Here is a 17,233-nt window from a genome sequence, read left to right on the forward strand (position 1 = left end):
GTTTCATTGTTGCAGAGTCTGAGGGTATGTTCTCATAAACCCTTGTTGAGCCATCGCCTGTGAACCGGGAAACCCGCTTGCCTGTTGAGTAAAGGTATTCATGCCGGCCATCTGGCCGGACTGGCCGAGCTGCTGCTGCAGCTGGCGGGCAAGCTCCTCGATTTGCATCAACTGCTGGGCCGCTCTTTGTTCCAGGCCGGCAAATGTTTGAAACTGATTCGTAGCCTGAATAGGACTCTGCTGTAAACGCTGGAATTGCTGGGCATTTAGTTGTTCCTGCTGGTGCAGCTGGTGAGCCATCTGTTGGATTTGCTGAAGTGATTGCTGGACCTGCTGCGCAGCCTGTAAAATCCGTTGCGGCATGTTGATTCCTCCTTAATCTGGTGTCATCGTCGAATATAGCATGTCCCGTCCGCTTCTTTTTATGCACTTTTTTCCAATAATACGGTACATATGTTTCGATTTATTTTCGTAACAATAAGAGAAAAGAATTGACATACCGACCGTTGGTTTGTATACTCAGATTATAACCGAGAGCGGTAGTTATAATAAGGGGGCATGCGGTGTGAGTGTTCGTTCAAAAAAAGATGTGTTCCAGAGTATTTTGCTTACTGTTGTAATGAATGGTGTGATTCCACTCGTCGTGTATAACGTATTATTATCCTATTTTTCAAGCATTGGAGCTTTAATGATGGCCACTGCGATTCCCCTGTTTGATAATCTTTACCATGTTATAAAGCATCGCAAAGCCGATGCGTTTGGCCTGTTCATGTTAATCGGTTTCATCCTCAGCCTTCTCATGCTGTTTTTGGGCGGTGATGAAAAACTGATCCTATTAAGGGAGTCGTTTGTTACTGCGGTGATGGGTTTGATTTTTATCTTATCCTTATTCTTTTCAAAACCGCTCATTTATCATTTTGCTATCCGATTCACAACGAATGACGATCCGGCTAAGAAATCGAAGTTCGAAGAAGGGTGGAAAGTCCCTTATTTTCGATTCGTTGTTCGGTTGATGACGGGAGTTTGGGGCTTCGCTCTTTTAGGGGAGGCTGTTATTAAAACGATTCTTGTTTATGAACTTTCCATTTCCGTATTTTTAGCTGTTTCACAAGTCGTATTTTACGGCATTCTGGGAGTAACAATTGTGTGGACGGTTTTATACCGGAGATATGCGAGCAAGAGGCTGGAAGAGGTAAAGAAACAGGCGGCTGGACTGTATTGCTAGTGAAAGATTATTCCTTCTATCTATATTCATTAAATGCATTTTCCGTTCCGCAGCGCCCCGTATTTATGCATGGAAAAGATACTGGACTAAAAGCCATCCTTAAACACAAGGATGGCTCTCTTACGTTTGATTGCCGATTCACGCTGCAGTGCGCTCAAAACAGATGCCAGCCGATGCACAAGTACAAATTTATATTTCTTTGTGCCATAATGAAGCATAGAATCTGGAGGGGTTTTATTTATTAGAAAGAGGGTTGTTATTTATTAATAAAAAACTTATCGTTTACCTTGTTTCCTTTGCTGCTTTTTTCGGTCCTTTTACCCAGACGATTTATACGCCGATGCTTCCGGAGATTCAACAGCAGTTTCAAACATCGGAATTCGTCGTCAACTTAACGATTTCTGTCTTTACATTTGTTCTTGCGCTTATGCAGATTGTTTATGGGCCGCTAACAGATAAATGCGGCAGGCGGAAGGTTCTTCTACCCAGTATTATCGTGTACATAGCAGCTTCGATCGGAGCTGCACTATCGCCGTCCATCTGGCTGCTGCTTTTTTTCCGTGCCCTGCAGGCGGCGGGAATTGCCGCCGGTTCCGTTGTTGCAACGACCGTAATCGGCGACTTGTTTGAAGGAAAAATGCTGGGGCGCTCCATGGGAACCTTCCAGATGCTCGTTGCGCTTGGTCCGGTTGTGGGCCCTGTTGTAGGGGGGTTGTCGGTGAACTCACAGGATTTCACGGGGTGTTCTGGGTGCTCGCGGCAACAGGTGTTCTAATGTGGATGGTGAACGCGCGGTTTTTGCCGGAAACAAAGCCGGAAACAGGGGGAGGCAGACGCTTCAGTGTGCGTGACTTCGGTGGGATTTTGAAAGATAACACAGGATCGGCAGTCATACTGCTTGGGTTTGTACAATATTATTCTATGTATAACTTCCTTGTCTTTCTGCCGCACCTTTTATCAACATTTTATAACTTGTCTGCCAGCCAGAAAGGCCTGGCCTTTCTTCCAATGTCCCTGTTTATCGTCATTGGCAGCTATCTTGGAGGACGGCTGCAGGAACGCCGTGACAGCCGCAGATTTCTTACTGCGACTTCATCGTTAAATGTGGGCGCCATTCTCCTGTTTGTATTTCTTGCTCCGCTTTCCCTGCCGGCGCTCATTACCGGCATCGCGTTGTTTGGCCTGTGCTTGGGCTGTCACTTCCCGTGCAAACAACGCTTCTGAGCGGTGCGTTTAAACAAAACCGGGCAACCGCAATTGGAGTGTACAACTTCTTTCGTTACATCGGGATGGCGGCGGGCCCGATTATTGGGACGCCATTATACAAACTGGGGAATCGGGTTGAATTTGTTTTTGCGGCCTTCATCTTTGCCTGTGCCGTATTGTTTGCTGCGCGCCGGCTTTCCCCGGCAAAGCGTGAATCTGATGGACAGTTGTGCTAGCCAACTTTCTTGCCTGTGGTATAATCGGGGAGTAAACAAATTATAGGGGAGGAGTGAAAGGGATTGAAGAAGCTTTTTTTACTGGTGCTTCTATTTCTTCTTTCCACAACCACAGTATTAGCGGACGCCGCACCAGGTGATACCGTCATAACACTGGGAAATGATTTAAAACAAGCCCAAAAGGATCAACTGCTCGGCAAGTTTAACGCGCCGAACGCCCAAACGGTAACCGTAACTAATGAAGAAGAACATAAGTATCTCGATGGTTTGCTAAGCAAAAACTTAATCGGAAAACGCGCCATTTCATCGGCGATGATTCAGATTGCCGAGCCGGGCAAAGGAATCTCAGTCGAAACGAATAACATTACGTGGGTAAGCAAGGCAATGTATGAGAATGCGCTGGCAACGGCGGGGGTAAAGGATGCGATTGTAAGAGTGGACGCGCCTTTTCCTGTTTCAGGCACGGCCGGCCTTACCGGGGTAATGAAAGCGTATGAGACGGCTACTGGCAAAAAAATTGATGAAAATCAGAAAAAAGTAGCCAATGAAGAGATGGTAACAACGGCAGCCATTGGCCAGCAAATTGGCGACAAAGAAAAGGCTGCGGAGCTGCTGACGCGATTAAAAGCGGAATTGGCCAAGCAAACCGGTAATTTAACCGACGATCAGCTGCGTCAAGTCATTACCAACGTTGCGGGCCAGATGGGATTAACCTTATCGGATAGCGAAATCGACTCACTTGTCAGCGTCCTGCGCAAGATCCAGGGATTAAACATTGACTGGAATAAAGCATTAGATCAGATTACGAGCTATAAGGGTGAGGTTCAAACCTTTTTAAACAGCAACCCGGAAGCAAAAGGCCTCGTGCAGGAAATCCTTACTTTTTTACAAGGGCTCATCAATCAGGCGCTTGGTTGGTTCAAATAAAACAAATAAGCAAAGCCACCGTTCGGATTCCGTTCGGTGGCTTTTGAATTATACGAGGGCGTTATCCGGCTGCTCAACAGCAGCGAGACTGTCGTCGAGGACAGGGCGGATGACAAGAGACGCCTGTAAATGGCCGGCAAAAGATTCAATCTTTGCCTGGTTTGGTCTGCCGATAATGGCGGCGACGTAGATCTTGCCATCCTGTTCTGCCGTTTCTACCGCGTGTAAATACCCTGCCTCTGAAGACAGGAAAGAGAGCAGACGCGTTTTTCGTTCATCTTCCGCTTCATTCTCAAGGATAAAGAGAGCAGCTAAGGCCTCTGCCTGTTCCGTTTTTTCATCAGGGCCGATGCTGTCCGGCTCAGTAGGGTGGGCGGCAAAGCGCAGCCCCTGAACCGCGTTTATCATGTCTTCCACGATGGCGCTCCCGGTCGGGAAGGAGCCTGCTCCTCTACCAGTGAAGAACAAATCGCCAACAATGTCACCCGTAACAAATACACCATTATATTCATCCTTTACACCGGCCAGCGCATGGGTAAGAGGGAGCAGGGCGGGAACGACACGCTGGGTATACCCTCCACCTGCACGAACAGCGGTGGCGATCAGCTTGATTCGATAGCCGAGTTTTTTGTATAACGCGATTTCTTCTCCCGTCACGGTCGTGATTCCTTCCCGTTTTCCGCTGTCCGGGGAGGCTTCCGTTCCAAAACAGAGATGGGATATAATCGTGATTTTATTGGCTGCGTCGAAGCCTTCTACATCTGCTGTAGGATCCGCTTCAGCAAAGCCTTTTTCCTGTGCCTGTTTTAATGCTGTATCATAGGAAAGCCCTTCCTCTTCCATTTTGCTTAAAATATAATTGGTTGTGCCATTCAAAATCCCATGGACACGGGTCACCCGGTTGGCTTTAAGCAAGTGGCTTAATGTATTCAGGATCGGAATCCCGCCCCCGACGCTTGCTTCGTACAGCAGGGAAACATTATATTCGTCGGCAAGAGCGTGCAGATGAGCGCCGTATGCAGCAAGCAGCTCTTTGTTTGCGGAAATAACATGACAGCCTTTTTGGATGGCGCTTTCTACATAATGAAGCGTTGGGTCCAGTCCGCCCATTGCATCAATCACGATATCGACCGGCTGCTCAATCAGCTGATGAAAATCCATCGTCAGCAGGGAAGCATCCACGGTTACATTTCTTTCTTTTAATGGATTGCGTACAAGGATGCCGGCAATTTCAAATTCTCCGCCCGCCTGTTTCTTAATTCGCTCCGCATGGCTCTGCAGGATGCGGACAACGCCGGAACCAACCGTACCGAGCCCAAGTAATACAATTCGGAATTTTTTCATGCAAGTTCCTCCTCAATGTTGATTTTTCTATGTAAAAAACCTTCTTCACTAAGAAGAAGGGTGGCATACTGCCGCCTTCTTCTTATCTGTACAGAATAAAATTCTGTCAGGAATTAGCACCTTCCCACAATTGGGGGGTTGCCGGGCGTCATCGGGCCAGTCCCTCAGCCTCTCTCGATAAGAAGAGAATCCGATATTCATTTCTTAAAGTAAAACACAGAACAAAAACGCTGTCAATGTTTTCCGACCCCGCGTGCGGAAAAATAGGAAAGTGTGGTAAGATAAAAATGTAATTTTTTATAATATAACGTATTCTACTAAGAATCAATCAGTATTCATGGCAATTAGCGTGAAAATGCTCCATAATGCTCTGTTTTTCTGTAGCACAAGCGATTGGAGAATGTCTACGGTTTTTCGTTATAATAGTAAAGTAGGAAAAAATGTATGGGAGAGATTTGTATGGCTCAACGAGTAGCCACGGAATACAAGAAACTTGTCCTTGAATTACAGGCGTCGGAGATGGAATCATTTATTCATTTGTTTCAGCATGCGGAGTTTGAAACGGAAGTACGTATCTTTGAGAACGGCGAAAAAGAAATTGTCCTTTTTAGCAAAGAAGAGCAGCTTCCCTTTTCTTTTAAGTTAAACGGTAACAAATACACATGTGAAGGAGCGTGTATGATCCGCGATGTGAAGCTGGCCAACCAGGTGCGCATAGCGGTACGGAAATTTAAAGGAACTGCCATCGCACACCGCATCTATCCGACGTATACGATGATTTACTACTATGTAAGTGGAAATGTAATAAAAATCGTAGAGCAGAAACAAGACAGGGAAACCATCGTTTTTGAATACAAGGATACGCTTGGTGACATGCAGCGTTTATTTGAAGCGTCCGGGGTTGAAGATGAGATCAAGTGGATTCGCATGCATATTGACCAGCTGCTGGATTTACGGAATAAAAGAACGATTCTTCAATTGCCGAATGCGAAAATTGACCGCCAGTTGAATGAACTCTCTCATCAACTATTTATTCTGGAAGCATAAAAGAAGTGAGTAGCAATGTTAATTCTTAGCAAATAATTGTTGCATATTCAATGGAAACATGTTATCTTCTTCTTTGTGATATAAATTAGGAACCAGGATTCACTCAAGGAAGTTTCTCCTCGAAATTATAGTGAATGACGTAGGTCCTAGCGATATGAAGTATAAAAAAATTTGCTAGGAGGGGGGACCGAAAGATGGAATATTCTACTTTCGGAAGACATGTAGCCATTGATACTTGGGGTGTCGATTTTAAAAAATTAAACAGCGCGGAGTTCTTGCAGCGCCATATGGTGGAAGCTGCGGAAGCGTGCGGTGCTACGGTGTTATCCGTGCAATCTCAGCAATTTGAACCGCAGGGTGCAACCGTACTGGTTCTGTTGTCAGAGAGTCACATTTCGATTCATACGTACCCTGAACGTGGGTTTGCCGCACTGGATTGTTATACATGCGGTGAAACAGTGGATCCTGAGTTAGCGATTGAGTACATGGTAAACATTCTTCAACCGGAGAAAGTATACGCACGGAAGTTAATCCGTGGAGTTGGGGAAATGGAAGTTGTGGAATCCGACATTACAAAAGTGAAACAGAACGCGTAAAAATGAATAATTAGACACAATACGTCCATCCTTAACAAAAAGGATGGACTTTTTGCTGTTTCTTAATATAATAGCTATTGTGCAAGGCAGAAAATAACCTGGTATGATTGGATTTTTTTGTCTTGCCTGGGATGGCAAGGGTTAGTGTATGGGAAGAGATTCATAACGGAGGGTTAGAAAATGAATCAGTTAATAAATGAAGAAAAGAAGAAAACAGCAGCAGATGTACTATCCTTGATTCAGAATGGGGATGATATTATCGTTCCGCTGGCAAATGGGGAGCCGGTTGTACTTCTGGATACGATTGAAGAGAATGCTGAGCGCTGGACAGGCGTGCGGATTCATCAAATGCACGCTTTAAAAGAGCGTCCTTATATTCATGGCAAGTTCGGCAATCATCTGCGCCATGTCGCTTACTTCTTAAGCGGGGCGTCCCGTAAGGCGTTCCTGGCCGGAGAGTGTGAGCTTGTGCCAAATCATTTCCATGAAGTACCGCGCCTTATGCGGGAAACGACAAAGACCTCCCTTATTTTAGCCGCCGCGTCCCCGATGGATGAGCACGGGTATTTCTCCCTCGGAACAAACGCGGATTATGTCGCTTCCTTTATTGGAAAAGCGCCATTCTTCCTTGAAGTCAACAAAAACATGCCTCGTACGTTTGGAGGCAATCAAATTCATATTAGCCAAATCGCCGGTTATATTGATGTGGATTATCCTCTCCATGAAGCAAAAGAACCTGTTATCACTGACATTGACCGGAAAATTGCAGCGAATGTCGTGGATCGAATTCCTGACAGCGCAACGCTTCAAGTAGGAATTGGGGCGATACCGAATGCGATTATCGGCTTCCTGGATAATCATAAAAACATTGGAATTCACACAGAACTGCTCACAGACGGGCTTGTCGATCTGGCGGAGAAGGGCATTGTAAACGGGTTAGATAAATTTACCCATAAGGGGAAAATCGTCGGGACCTTCGCTCTTGGAAGTAAAAAGCTTTATGATTTTCTTGACGAGAATACGGGAGTAGAAATGCTTCCCGTCGATTATGTGAATGATCCGCGCGTGATTGGACAGGAGGAAAACATGATTTCGATTAATGCGACCACGGAAATTGATTTCCTCGGCCAGTGTGCGTCGGAAACCATTGCGGGGCGCTACTACAGTTCAAGTGGAGGACAGGCTGACTTCGCCAGGGGAGCCCGGTTTGCGAAAAATGGGAAGGGATTCATTTGCCTTCATTCGACAACGCGGGATGGCTCCATTTCCCGCATCCGGCCGCAATTAACGATCGGATCCGCTGTTACGACATCGAAGAATGACGTCGATCACATTGTGACGGAATATGGGGTTGCGGCTCTCCGTGGCAAGAGCATTTCCCAGCGCACACGGGAACTATTGGCGATTGCGCACCCCAAGTTCAAAGAAGAACTGGAGTTTGAAGCGAAAAAATTTGGTTTAATGTAAAACGAAGCCCGGCCGGAAGCCGGGCTTTTACTCTGAATACGCATAGATCATATATGAAACAATACTAAAGGATTGACCTTCTTACCTCACGGAATGCTAATCGTTTTGCTAATAAGAAGGTGAAGTAGTAACGACTTTCGCGGAATAGAAGCCGTTCCGGATCGGGTGTAAAATAAGTTTCCCTTCTCCCTTGGACAGCTGGCGCAAGACGATAGGAACATCCTCTTCGCTGATAATCGTTTCTGCTTCGTGGTACAAACGGTGCAAAAGCTCGCTATGGTGAGGGGGATGAATTTCCGGTAAACATTCGCAGTAATACGCATATAGACCGCAATGGGCACAGAAGAATTTAGTATCCATGATTTATTGCCCCTTTCCCGATTTTAAGAATTTTCCGTCGTCGCTGTACCTTCATTATATCATGGGGAAAATAAGGGTAAATAAATAGTGAACGACTTTTATGAATATTTAGTAACAACATTCGACATAGACGGGCATTCTTCGTTTATAGCTGGGGGGAGTTTTCTTGAAAAGAGCCTTTTTTCTCGATCGGGACGGGGTAATCAACGACAATCCGCATCCCATCAATCACGTTAGCCAGTTTGTTTTTTTAGAAGGAGCCCTTGCTGCCATTCACACTCTGCATACGAAGGGGTACGAAGTATTTGTCGTTACAAACCAGGGAGGCGTCGGCCTTGGATTCATGCAGCAAAAAGAGCTGGATGAAATTCATAACTATATGGAAGAGAAAATTAGAGAAGCGGGCGGCCACTTGACTGAAATCAGGGCCTGCACGCACAAGCCAAAAGCGAAATGCGCCTGCAGAAAGCCGGAACCCGGGATGATGTTAGAGTTGATAGAACGCCACCAGATCGATGCGAGCCGCAGCTTTATGGTAGGGGATTTTTATACGGACGTACAAGCCGGGCACGCGGCTGGTTTGAAAACGATTTATATTGGTAAGGAAAGTATGAAAGGAAAACACCCACAGCCCGATTATGTATTCAATTCCTTACAGGAAGCTGTCCGCTCCCTTGATCAATTAGAAAACGAGACACGTCAAAAATAAAGAGAACCTTTTCAAAAAATTAGGACTACTATAATATTAAAGAAACGGCTTCACGAAAAGGGGAGAAAAGGATTGAGCGAGAATACAGATTTATATGAGCGGTATAATAAGCTGCCAACGAGCGAATTGGAAGATATTTTATACGACATCGAAATGTCGGCGGCCTTAACGCTTGGAATGAATACGTATATTGAACTCCAGCACAAGCAGGCGCTCCGTAAAATACTAAAGGAGCGGGGCGTTGATGTCGGGCGGCTGCTGGGTGAATAAACGATAACAAAGGAGGGAAGCTCTCTTGACACAATTCCGGATTACACACGATACGCTCGGTGAAATTAAGGTGCCTGCCCACGTTTATTATGGTGCGCAAACGCAGCGGGCCGTTCAAAACTTCCCGATTAGCGGGCTGCGCCTGCCGCGTGCGTTCATTCGCGCGCAGGGGCTGATTAAATGGGCTGCGGCAAAGTCAAATACTGAATTAGGAGAGCTTCCGAAAGATGCCGGTGATGCCATCCAGCAAGCGGCAGACGAGGTCATTGAAGGAAAACTGGACGCGGAATTTGTGGTGGACGCATACCAGGCAGGAGCGGGAACCTCGCAAAATATGAACGCGAATGAGGTGATCGCCAGCAGGGCTTCCGAACTGCTTGGGGGAGAAAAAGGCGATTACAGCAAGGTCCACCCGAACGATCACGTCAACATGGCGCAGTCCACGAACGATACGATCCATGTCGCGATTAACATCGCTGCGGCAGAGCGCGTGCAGCATGAACTTCTACCCGCGCTGGACCAGCTATGTGAGAGCTTTCAAAAAAAAGCGGAGGAATTCCATTCCGTTATTAAATCCGGGCGGACCCACCTGCAGGATGCTGTCCCGATGCGGCTTGGGCAGGAGTTCGGCGGCTATGCGGCAACCTTGCAGGACAAGCGTGACTATATTGCCAGAGCGGCTGAGGCTCTCCTTGAAATCGGTCTGGGCGGCAATGCGGTTGGAACGGGGATTAATGCGCATCCTGAATACGCAGAACGGGCAATTCGTTACATAGCAGAGCGAACGGGCCTTGCGTTCAAGCCGGCTTCCCACCGCTTTATGTTTATGCAGAACACACATGCCGCCATTCGGGTAAGCGCAGCGATAAAAGAGCTGGCTCTGCACCTTATTAAAATAACGAGCGACATAAGGCTCCTCAGCTCCGGCCCGCGTACCGGCATCGCAGAACTGATACTTCCCGCTGTTCAGCCGGGCTCATCGATTATGCCCGGAAAGGTAAACCCGGTCATCCTTGAGATGATGTATATGATCTGCGCGCAGGTAATTGGAAACAACGAAACGATTACCGTTGCCGGCATGGGAAGCCAGCTGGAGATTAACGTCATGATGCCGGTCATCGGCCACAATCTCCTCCAGTCTATCCACATCTTAAGCAGCGGAATGCGGGTGCTGGACGAGAAGTGCATACGCGGCATTACGGCGGATGAGGAGAGGTGCAGGGAACTCATGGAGAGAAGCCTGGCGCTCGCCACTTCCCTTAATCCGCTTATCGGCTATGAGAAGGCAGCCTCCATTGCGAAGGAAGCGTTCCGTACGAAGAAAACGGTCGGTGAAGTGGTGCGGGAGCAGGGTGAATTGAGTGCACAGGAGATTGCCCATGCGCTAAACCCTGAGAGGCTTGTATAATGTAACGATACATTCTCGCTTTGCAGGTTTTGTGATAAGATAAGAAGCGATAGAAATAACTATATCCTGTAAAGGAGAAACGAGATATGTATCATCGTAAACAGACTAGACCGGTGAAGGTAGGGAATTTAACGATAGGCGGGAGCGATCAGGTCATCATTCAGAGCATGACGACGACGAAGACTGCAGATGTGAAAGCGACTGTCGAACAAATTCACAGACTGGAAGAAGCGGGCTGCCAAATCGTCCGTGTAACCGTTAATAATATGGAAGCAGCAGAGGCAATTAAAGAAATTAAGAAGCAAATTTCAATTCCGCTCGTTTCCGATATCCACTTTGATTATAAGCTTGCCTTGAAGGCAATTGAGAACGGTATTGATAAAGTACGCATTAACCCGGGGAATATCGGCAAGCGTGAAAAAGTAGAAGCGGTTGTGAAAGCATGCAAAGATAATGGGGTTCCGATTCGAATCGGTGTCAACGCGGGCTCCCTGGAGAAGCATCTGCTGGACAAATACGGATATCCGACCGCGGATGCGATGGTGGAAAGTGCGCTGCACCACATTTCGATTCTTGAAGAACTGGACTTCCACGATATCATCGTCTCGCTTAAAGCTTCGAATGTTCCGCTGGCCATTGAAGCGTATCAAAAAGCGGCCGCCGCGTTCTCCTATCCGCTTCATCTAGGGATTACAGAGGCGGGGACATTATTTGCCGGAACGGTGAAAAGCGCTGCCGGGCTCGGTGCTCTTCTGTCCCAGGGAATCGGATCTACGATGCGTGTTTCGCTCAGTGCGGATCCGGTTGAAGAAATAAAGGTAGCACGGGAACTCCTTAAGACATTCGGCCTCGCATCGGATGCCGCGACCCTTATTTCCTGCCCGACGTGCGGCAGAATTGAAATTGACTTAATCTCAGTCGCGAATGAAATCGAGGATTATATCGCCACAGTTAAGGCACCGATTAAGGTCGCCGTGCTCGGCTGTGCTGTGAACGGGCCGGGAGAAGCGCGCGAGGCTGACATCGGAATTGCCGGAGCCAGAGGGGAAGGGCTTCTGTTTAAACACGGAGTGATTGCCCGCAAAATCCCGGAAGAGAGCCTTGTAGAGGAATTGAAAAAAGAAATTGATGAGTTGGCTGAGATTTACTATCGCACCGGCTCGCTGCCGGGGCATCCGGCCCATACGTAAACACTTTCTGCTGCAAAAAATAAATAACCGTTTTGGAAAAAGCATCCTTAGAGTAGGATGCTTTTTTGCGTGGCAATGTAGGTTTAACATGTTTCCTGTAGATTTCTGTTGTTCGGCCGTAAACTAGAAACAGAAACATAACAATATGTTAACGAAAAAATAATGAAAGCGGTGACATAATGAAAAAATTTGGCCTTGTTGGACAAATCCTTATCGGGTTAGCCCTCGGTATTGCGGTTGGGGCTTTCTTCTATGGAAACCCGAAGGTAGAGGAAATCCTGCAGCCAATCGGAACGATTTTTATTCATTTGATTAAAATGATCGTTGTACCGATTGTTATTTCTACCCTCATCGTTGGCGTTGCCGGTGTCGGTGACGTAAAGAAGCTGGGGAAACTCGGCGGAAAAACCATCCTTTATTTCGAAATTGTAACGACACTTGCTATCATTATCGGATTGCTTGTGGCAAATATTTTCCATCCGGGTACTGGAGTGGATATGAGCCACCTTGCGAAGGGGGATATAAGCAAGTATGTAGCGACGACTACGGAGACAAAATCTCATGGTTTCTCCGATACGCTCGTTAACATTGTACCGACGAACATTGTAGAATCGATGGCGAAGGCGGACATGCTGGCCATCATTTTCTTTTCCGTTATCTTTGGCCTTGGTTTGGCCAAGCTCGGCGATAAAGGACAGCCGTTGTTAACCTTCTTCCAGCTGGTTGCGGACACGATGTTTAATGTAACAAATATGATTATGCGTTTTGCTCCGTTTGGTGTTTTTGCCTTGATTGGTGTAACAGTATCCAAGTTCGGTATTGCTTCGCTGCTGCCGCTGGGAAAACTGATTATTGTCGTATACGCTACAATGTTATTCTTCATTATCGTTGTACTCGGACTCATTTCGAAATGGGCGGGTGTGAATATTTTCCACCTCTTTAGCGTGTTAAAGGAAGAGCTGTTGCTTGCCTATTCGACAGCCAGCAGTGAATCCGTATTGCCCCGGATTATGGAGAAGCTTGAAAAATTGGGATGCCCGAAGGCGGTTACCTCCTTTGTTATCCCAACAGGGTATTCGTTTAATCTGGACGGAAGTACCCTGTATCAGGCGCTTGCTGCGATTTTTATTGCGCAGATGTACGGGATTCACCTTTCTATCGGACAGCAGATTACACTGATGCTTGTCCTGATGCTTACTTCCAAGGGGATCGCCGGCGTACCGGGGGTATCCTTCGTTGTTCTGCTTGCCACGCTTGGTTCTGTAGGAATTCCGCTTGAAGGACTTGCTTTCATTGCCGGAATTGACAGGCTGCTCGATATGGCCCGCACGGTCGTAAACGTAGTAGGAAACAGTGTTGCTGCCATCGTCATGTCAAAGTCAGAAGGACAGTTTAATAAAGAGAAAGCGCAGGAATATATTAGAACTGTCCAGGTGAATTCAAAAACAACCATACAGAATCACTAACAGAACAGAAACCCCCGTCGGTTAGAACGGGGGTTTCTGCTTTGTCTGGCTGTAAGACTCAAAGTGTTATTTGAAGTTTTGGTGTATTTACCTCCTGGGAAAAAAGACAAAACAAAACCCCCGGAATGCCGGGGGTAGGGGTAACTGATTACGTATACGGTTTACAGCCTGGTAACGTTGGAAGCTTGAGGACCACGGTCGCCCTGTGTAATTTCAAAACGGACTCTTTGTCCTTCGTCGAGCGATTTGAATCCTTCGCCCTGGATAGCTGAGAAGTGGACGAATACGTCTTCTCCGCCCTCGACTTCGATAAAGCCAAAACCTTTGTCTGCATTAAACCATTTTACTGTACCTTCTTGCATAAAATAAATTACCTCCTGAATGCATGTTCGTATGCTATACTTGAATGTGCCATACTGCTTTATGTAAGCGGTATTGTGAAAATGTTTCACAAATTTTCCTGGCACAAACAGCATATCATTGTACTATTGGGGCTGTCAAATTCGCTCCGGAAAAGAAAAGGGCGCAACTCCGGAGTAAATAATGAAATAAAGGATTTGGTGGTATGATCAAAAAAGGATTGTATGACAGGTACGTACCGGATGTGAACATTCACTCCGACAACATGGGGAATATCCATCGAGGCCATGATAGCCTTCTAAAGAGGGACATCCTCATCTATAGAGAGCCTTGGAAACCGTCTGACAGTAAGAAGCATAGCAGCGAACCGAAGGAAAATGGTGTAAGATTCACCGGTCAGCCATTCGTGCTGCAAATTCTTGATCGCGGAGTAGAAGAGCAAGAAAACTACTACGTGCTTGAATACATTCCGGGCTTATTGCTAAAGGATGCGGTAAACGAGAAGAAGCTATCGCTCAAAGAGACGCTTGGCATGGCAGTCCAGTTTGTCCAAATGCTGGAAGAAGCCAGGCGGGATGGACTGCGGGGGATTGTCCTTTCGGAAACGAACCTCTGGCTTACGGAGGAAGGAGAGGTTAAGCTTATCAATTCCTGGACAACTAGGTCTGGGCAAACAAAGGAAGTTGAAGGCATCCTCCGGCTTATGCACTTTATGATGTTCGGACAGGTGGAAATTCGTCTGCCGGTTTTGCAGGTCATTGAAGAAATCGCCCTCTCATTTCAGGGGAACCCATATATTGTAAGGAAATCGTTAAAAGCAATGATCCGCAGGGAAGAGAAAAAATCAAGTGAGCGGTATGAGGAAATGCTCAAGCAAACGCTAGAGGATTTTACGTCATTGTATCAATATGTAAAACGCAACCAGGTTACAACCGTACGGAAGGAAGCGCAGGATCCCGCCTTTGAGGCGGTAGAAGAGATACCAGGTCCGGCGTGGTATAGGACGAAGAAACTGCCTGTGAAGTACCTTGCCATCATTGGGCTTCTTATCGTTATTTCGATGACTGCATTTTCGTTTTTCAGCAGCGATAAAGGGCAGACATCGGGCTCCGCGGCAGCGGTAACGGACACAGGAGGACCCGTGCAGGAGAAAAAAGCAACCGGGATCGAGGTGCCGGACGTATCCGGGCTTTCCCTGGAGGAGGCCGGCAGCAAGCTGGACGCGGCGGGAGTACGTTATAAATATTATCTGGAATCTTCGATTCGAAAGAAGGGCACGGTGTTGAAACAAAGCCCTGGAGCCGGTGAGTTTGTACGCCGTACGGATATTGTGTCGTTATGGGTAAGCGAGTGAAAATAGACAGAATGTTATTTAAAAATAGCACGTAATGTGCTATTTTTTTTTAGTAAGGAAAAAGAAAATAGTGGGAGGGGAAGCATGAAACAGACACTGGACGGAATCAAAGTGCTCGATTTAACACGTTTGCTGCCGGGACCCTTGTGTTCAATGTATCTTGCTGATTATGGTGCGGAAGTAGTGAAAGTCGAAGACCCGTTTATTGGTGATTATGCGCGGGATATGGAACCGATGCTGGCAGGCAGCGGCGCGCTTTATCAGCTTGTAAACAGGTCAAAGAAAAGCATTTCCCTTAATCTGCAGAAAAGCGAGGGCAAGGACATCCTTCTGCACATGGTAAGGGAGGCGGACATTCTAATTGAAGGGTTCCGTCCCGGTGTCATGAAACGGCTGGGCCTTGACTATGAAGAAGTAAGGAAGGCGAACCCGCGCATCATCTACTGCTCCATTACCGGGTACGGACAGACAGGGCCCTATGCCGAGATGGCCGGCCACGATCTTAATTATGTCAGCTATACCGGCCTGCTTTATGAATCGATTCGCCGCTCTGGGACTGCTGCGGTGATGCCGGCGGTGCAAATCGCGGATATTGGGGGAGGAACCCTGCACTCTGTTACCGGTATTTTGCTCGCCTTATTGAAAAGGAACAGCAGCGGCACTGGGGAATATATCGATGTATCGATGATGGATGGCGTGTTTCCGTTTATGATTCCGGCGATAAGCTACCACCTTGCAGCACCGTCACCCGAAGACTCCGGCTTCAATCCGCTAACAGGTTCACTTGCCTGCTATAATGTATACCGGACCGCCGATGAACGCTGGTTTGCCCTGGGCGCCCTTGAGGAAAAATTCTGGAGGCGGTTCTGTGAAGTCGCCGGCTTGTCCAATCACCTTCCGAACCACTGGGATCCTGCGAAGCAGCCGGCTATCGCGGAACAATTAACCGGGTTTTTCCATTCGCATACTGCGAGCCAAATTGCGGACAAATTTAAAGACGAGGATGTTTGTTTAACCCCCGTCCTCTCCATTGGTGAAGCCATAGACAACCCCCATGTGCAGGCCCGCCGTATTTTTCAAAATTGGGCACAATATGAAGAAGTTACAAACGTGAAAAACCCGCTGCTGCAGGACTTTGAGCTGGACGGTTGTACGATTCCACCGGCCAGATGGGTTGATACGGAAGCCATTTTGCTGGGGCATGGCTATTCGGATAAGCAAATTCAGCAGTTTAAAACGAGCGGAATTATTTAGCCTTCCCCCGTTCTTCGGGTACTAAAGAGGCTTCAAACATATCAATAATGAGAAGGAAACGCTCTGCTTCCCTGAACGTATGATCGGCAAGCAGCGGGTGAATGATGCTTCGAATGCGGCACGCTTCAATTAGTTCGTGAGCTGTTTTCTTAAAATCGCGCAATGAACGGACGGATACCCGATTCGTATCGAGAAATTGCCCGAGCATTGGAACCGTTTGTGATTGCGGCCGCATGGATTCAAGGTCCACGGCCTGGAAAAGGAGTTGATCGAACTGGTAGCTGAAATCCGCTGCCTGTGCAACAAGATCGCGTTCGGAAGGGTCAAGCAGGTGCCCGATAAATTTCGCATGATCAGCCATGACGCGAAGAAAAAATACGTTCTCATTAATAATCGCATCGGGAACGGGATCTAGCGTGCCTTTGTTTAGCTGTTCTAAACGGTTCATAAAATAGGCCGCTTCACGGCTTGTGTGATCAACGAGCAGTGGGTAGTTGTTTGTGATGATTTTGCATGTAAGAATTAAATCGAGCACTTTTCTTTTAAACGACCAGATGTGAGCTGTCGCATGATAGGCTTCCATATTGAAGCGTGCCATTTGTTCCGAGTCAGTATCAACTGATAGCTGCTGCGATTTTTCTTCTATTTCTTCAAACATGCGGTAATACCGGTCAGCCTCCTGCGCCAGCTGCGTCTGATCGACCGTAAATCCAAGGCGCAGGAAGAGGGCATGTTCCTTCATAATCCGGCTCCAAAAACGAACTTCGTCCAGTGACCGCTCAACAAATAGAGTTGTCATTCCTATTCCTCCCCT

General features: G+C 47.2%; 18 protein-coding genes, 1 pseudogene and 1 riboswitch. Of the genes and pseudogenes, 14 read left to right on the forward strand and 5 right to left on the reverse strand.

Annotated features, from left to right (window positions below; all coding sequences use genetic code 11):
* Positions 1-3 precede the first annotated feature (3 nt).
* Entirely contained in the window at positions 4-363 is a 360-nt protein-coding gene (locus tag MBEAL2_RS13525; RefSeq protein WP_201780819.1) for a hypothetical protein, read from the reverse strand.
* 202 nt (positions 364-565) lie between these two features.
* Here MBEAL2_RS13525 and MBEAL2_RS13530 point away from each other — a divergent pair, with 202 nt between their 5' ends.
* From MBEAL2_RS13530 to MBEAL2_RS13545, 4 genes and pseudogenes are all read left to right on the forward strand, one after another.
* Positions 566-1,225, forward strand: a complete 660-nt coding sequence (locus MBEAL2_RS13530; RefSeq protein ID WP_052947711.1) for a VC0807 family protein — start codon at positions 566-568, stop codon at positions 1,223-1,225.
* Positions 1,226-1,565: 340 nt separating this feature from the next.
* Positions 1,566-2,449 (forward strand): annotated as a pseudogene (locus MBEAL2_RS30230) (MFS transporter).
* Positions 2,431-2,667 (forward strand): hypothetical protein, encoded by a 237-nt coding sequence (locus MBEAL2_RS32870; protein WP_236692842.1) that lies wholly within the window; start codon positions 2,431-2,433, stop codon positions 2,665-2,667. Before MBEAL2_RS30230 ends, MBEAL2_RS32870 begins: the two are co-directional and overlap by 19 nt.
* Positions 2,668-2,730: 63 nt before the next feature.
* Positions 2,731-3,594, forward strand: a complete 864-nt coding sequence (locus MBEAL2_RS13545; protein WP_047152829.1) for a DUF1002 domain-containing protein — start codon at positions 2,731-2,733, stop codon at positions 3,592-3,594.
* Between the two features lie 48 nt (positions 3,595-3,642).
* Here the strand turns inward: MBEAL2_RS13545 and MBEAL2_RS13550 are convergent, their stop codons facing one another.
* Positions 3,643-4,938, reverse strand: a complete 1,296-nt coding sequence (locus MBEAL2_RS13550; protein ID WP_052947712.1) for a homoserine dehydrogenase — start codon at positions 4,936-4,938, stop codon at positions 3,643-3,645.
* Positions 4,939-5,017: 79 nt separating this feature from the next.
* Positions 5,018-5,122, reverse strand: a riboswitch (SAM riboswitch).
* 275 nt (positions 5,123-5,397) lie between these two features.
* Here MBEAL2_RS13550 and MBEAL2_RS13555 point away from each other — a divergent pair.
* The 3 genes from MBEAL2_RS13555 (at position 5,398) to MBEAL2_RS13565 (ending at position 8,048) form a co-directional block, all read left to right on the forward strand.
* A complete protein-coding gene (locus MBEAL2_RS13555) occupies positions 5,398-5,985 on the forward strand; it encodes a hypothetical protein (RefSeq protein WP_047152830.1) in 588 nt (195 codons plus the stop codon).
* A gap of 194 nt (positions 5,986-6,179) precedes the next feature.
* The gene (speD, locus tag MBEAL2_RS13560; protein WP_047152831.1) at positions 6,180-6,581 is read left to right on the forward strand and encodes an adenosylmethionine decarboxylase; all 402 of its coding nucleotides are present in this window, start codon (positions 6,180-6,182) and stop codon (positions 6,579-6,581) included.
* 180 nt (positions 6,582-6,761) lie between these two features.
* The gene (locus MBEAL2_RS13565) at positions 6,762-8,048 is read left to right on the forward strand and encodes an acetyl-CoA hydrolase/transferase family protein (protein ID WP_047152832.1); all 1,287 of its coding nucleotides are present in this window, start codon (positions 6,762-6,764) and stop codon (positions 8,046-8,048) included.
* 108 nt (positions 8,049-8,156) lie between these two features.
* Here MBEAL2_RS13565 and MBEAL2_RS13570 read toward each other — a convergent pair whose 3' ends face one another.
* The gene (locus MBEAL2_RS13570) at positions 8,157-8,408 is read right to left on the reverse strand and encodes a hypothetical protein (RefSeq protein WP_047152833.1); all 252 of its coding nucleotides are present in this window, start codon (positions 8,406-8,408) and stop codon (positions 8,157-8,159) included.
* 166 nt (positions 8,409-8,574) lie between these two features.
* Between MBEAL2_RS13570 and MBEAL2_RS13575 the strand changes: the two genes are divergently transcribed.
* The 5 genes from MBEAL2_RS13575 (at position 8,575) to MBEAL2_RS13595 (ending at position 13,451) form a co-directional block, all read left to right on the forward strand.
* Positions 8,575-9,117, forward strand: a complete 543-nt coding sequence (locus MBEAL2_RS13575; RefSeq protein ID WP_047152834.1) for a D-glycero-alpha-D-manno-heptose-1,7-bisphosphate 7-phosphatase — start codon at positions 8,575-8,577, stop codon at positions 9,115-9,117.
* Positions 9,118-9,189: 72 nt separating this feature from the next.
* On the forward strand, positions 9,190-9,387 hold the full coding sequence (locus MBEAL2_RS13580; protein WP_047152835.1) for a hypothetical protein: 198 nt from the start codon (positions 9,190-9,192) through the stop codon (positions 9,385-9,387).
* Positions 9,388-9,412: 25 nt separating this feature from the next.
* Entirely contained in the window at positions 9,413-10,795 is a 1,383-nt protein-coding gene (locus tag MBEAL2_RS13585) for a class II fumarate hydratase (protein ID WP_047152836.1), read from the forward strand.
* An 86-nt stretch (positions 10,796-10,881) separates the two neighbouring features.
* On the forward strand, positions 10,882-11,985 hold the full coding sequence (gene ispG / locus MBEAL2_RS13590) for a flavodoxin-dependent (E)-4-hydroxy-3-methylbut-2-enyl-diphosphate synthase (RefSeq protein WP_047152837.1): 1,104 nt from the start codon (positions 10,882-10,884) through the stop codon (positions 11,983-11,985).
* 179 nt (positions 11,986-12,164) lie between these two features.
* A complete protein-coding gene (locus tag MBEAL2_RS13595) occupies positions 12,165-13,451 on the forward strand; it encodes a cation:dicarboxylate symporter family transporter (protein ID WP_047152838.1) in 1,287 nt (428 codons plus the stop codon).
* 161 nt (positions 13,452-13,612) lie between these two features.
* On the opposite strand, the gene MBEAL2_RS13600 is transcribed toward MBEAL2_RS13595, so the two are convergent.
* Positions 13,613-13,813 carry a cold-shock protein gene (locus tag MBEAL2_RS13600; RefSeq protein WP_047152839.1) on the reverse strand — a complete coding sequence of 67 codons (201 nt, stop codon included), beginning with the start codon at positions 13,811-13,813 and terminating at the stop codon, positions 13,613-13,615.
* A gap of 203 nt (positions 13,814-14,016) precedes the next feature.
* Between MBEAL2_RS13600 and MBEAL2_RS13605 the strand changes: the two genes are divergently transcribed.
* Positions 14,017-15,165: a PASTA domain-containing protein gene (locus MBEAL2_RS13605; protein WP_047152840.1), complete on the forward strand. Its 1,149-nt coding sequence runs from the start codon at positions 14,017-14,019 to the stop codon at positions 15,163-15,165.
* Between the two features lie 84 nt (positions 15,166-15,249).
* Entirely contained in the window at positions 15,250-16,419 is a 1,170-nt protein-coding gene (locus MBEAL2_RS13610; RefSeq protein ID WP_047152841.1) for a CaiB/BaiF CoA transferase family protein, read from the forward strand.
* Here the strand turns inward: MBEAL2_RS13610 and MBEAL2_RS13615 are convergent.
* Positions 16,412-17,218, reverse strand: coding sequence for a DUF2935 domain-containing protein (locus tag MBEAL2_RS13615; RefSeq protein ID WP_047152842.1), 807 nt, complete (start codon positions 17,216-17,218; stop codon positions 16,412-16,414). The two genes, MBEAL2_RS13610 and MBEAL2_RS13615, sit on opposite strands and share 8 nt — an antisense overlap.
* Between the last annotated feature and the right edge of the window lie 15 nt (positions 17,219-17,233).

Origin of the sequence: Aneurinibacillus tyrosinisolvens, assembly GCF_001015055.1 — a bacterium.
In the GTDB taxonomy this organism is placed as follows: Bacteria; Bacillota; Bacilli; order Aneurinibacillales; family Aneurinibacillaceae; genus Aneurinibacillus_A; species Aneurinibacillus_A tyrosinisolvens.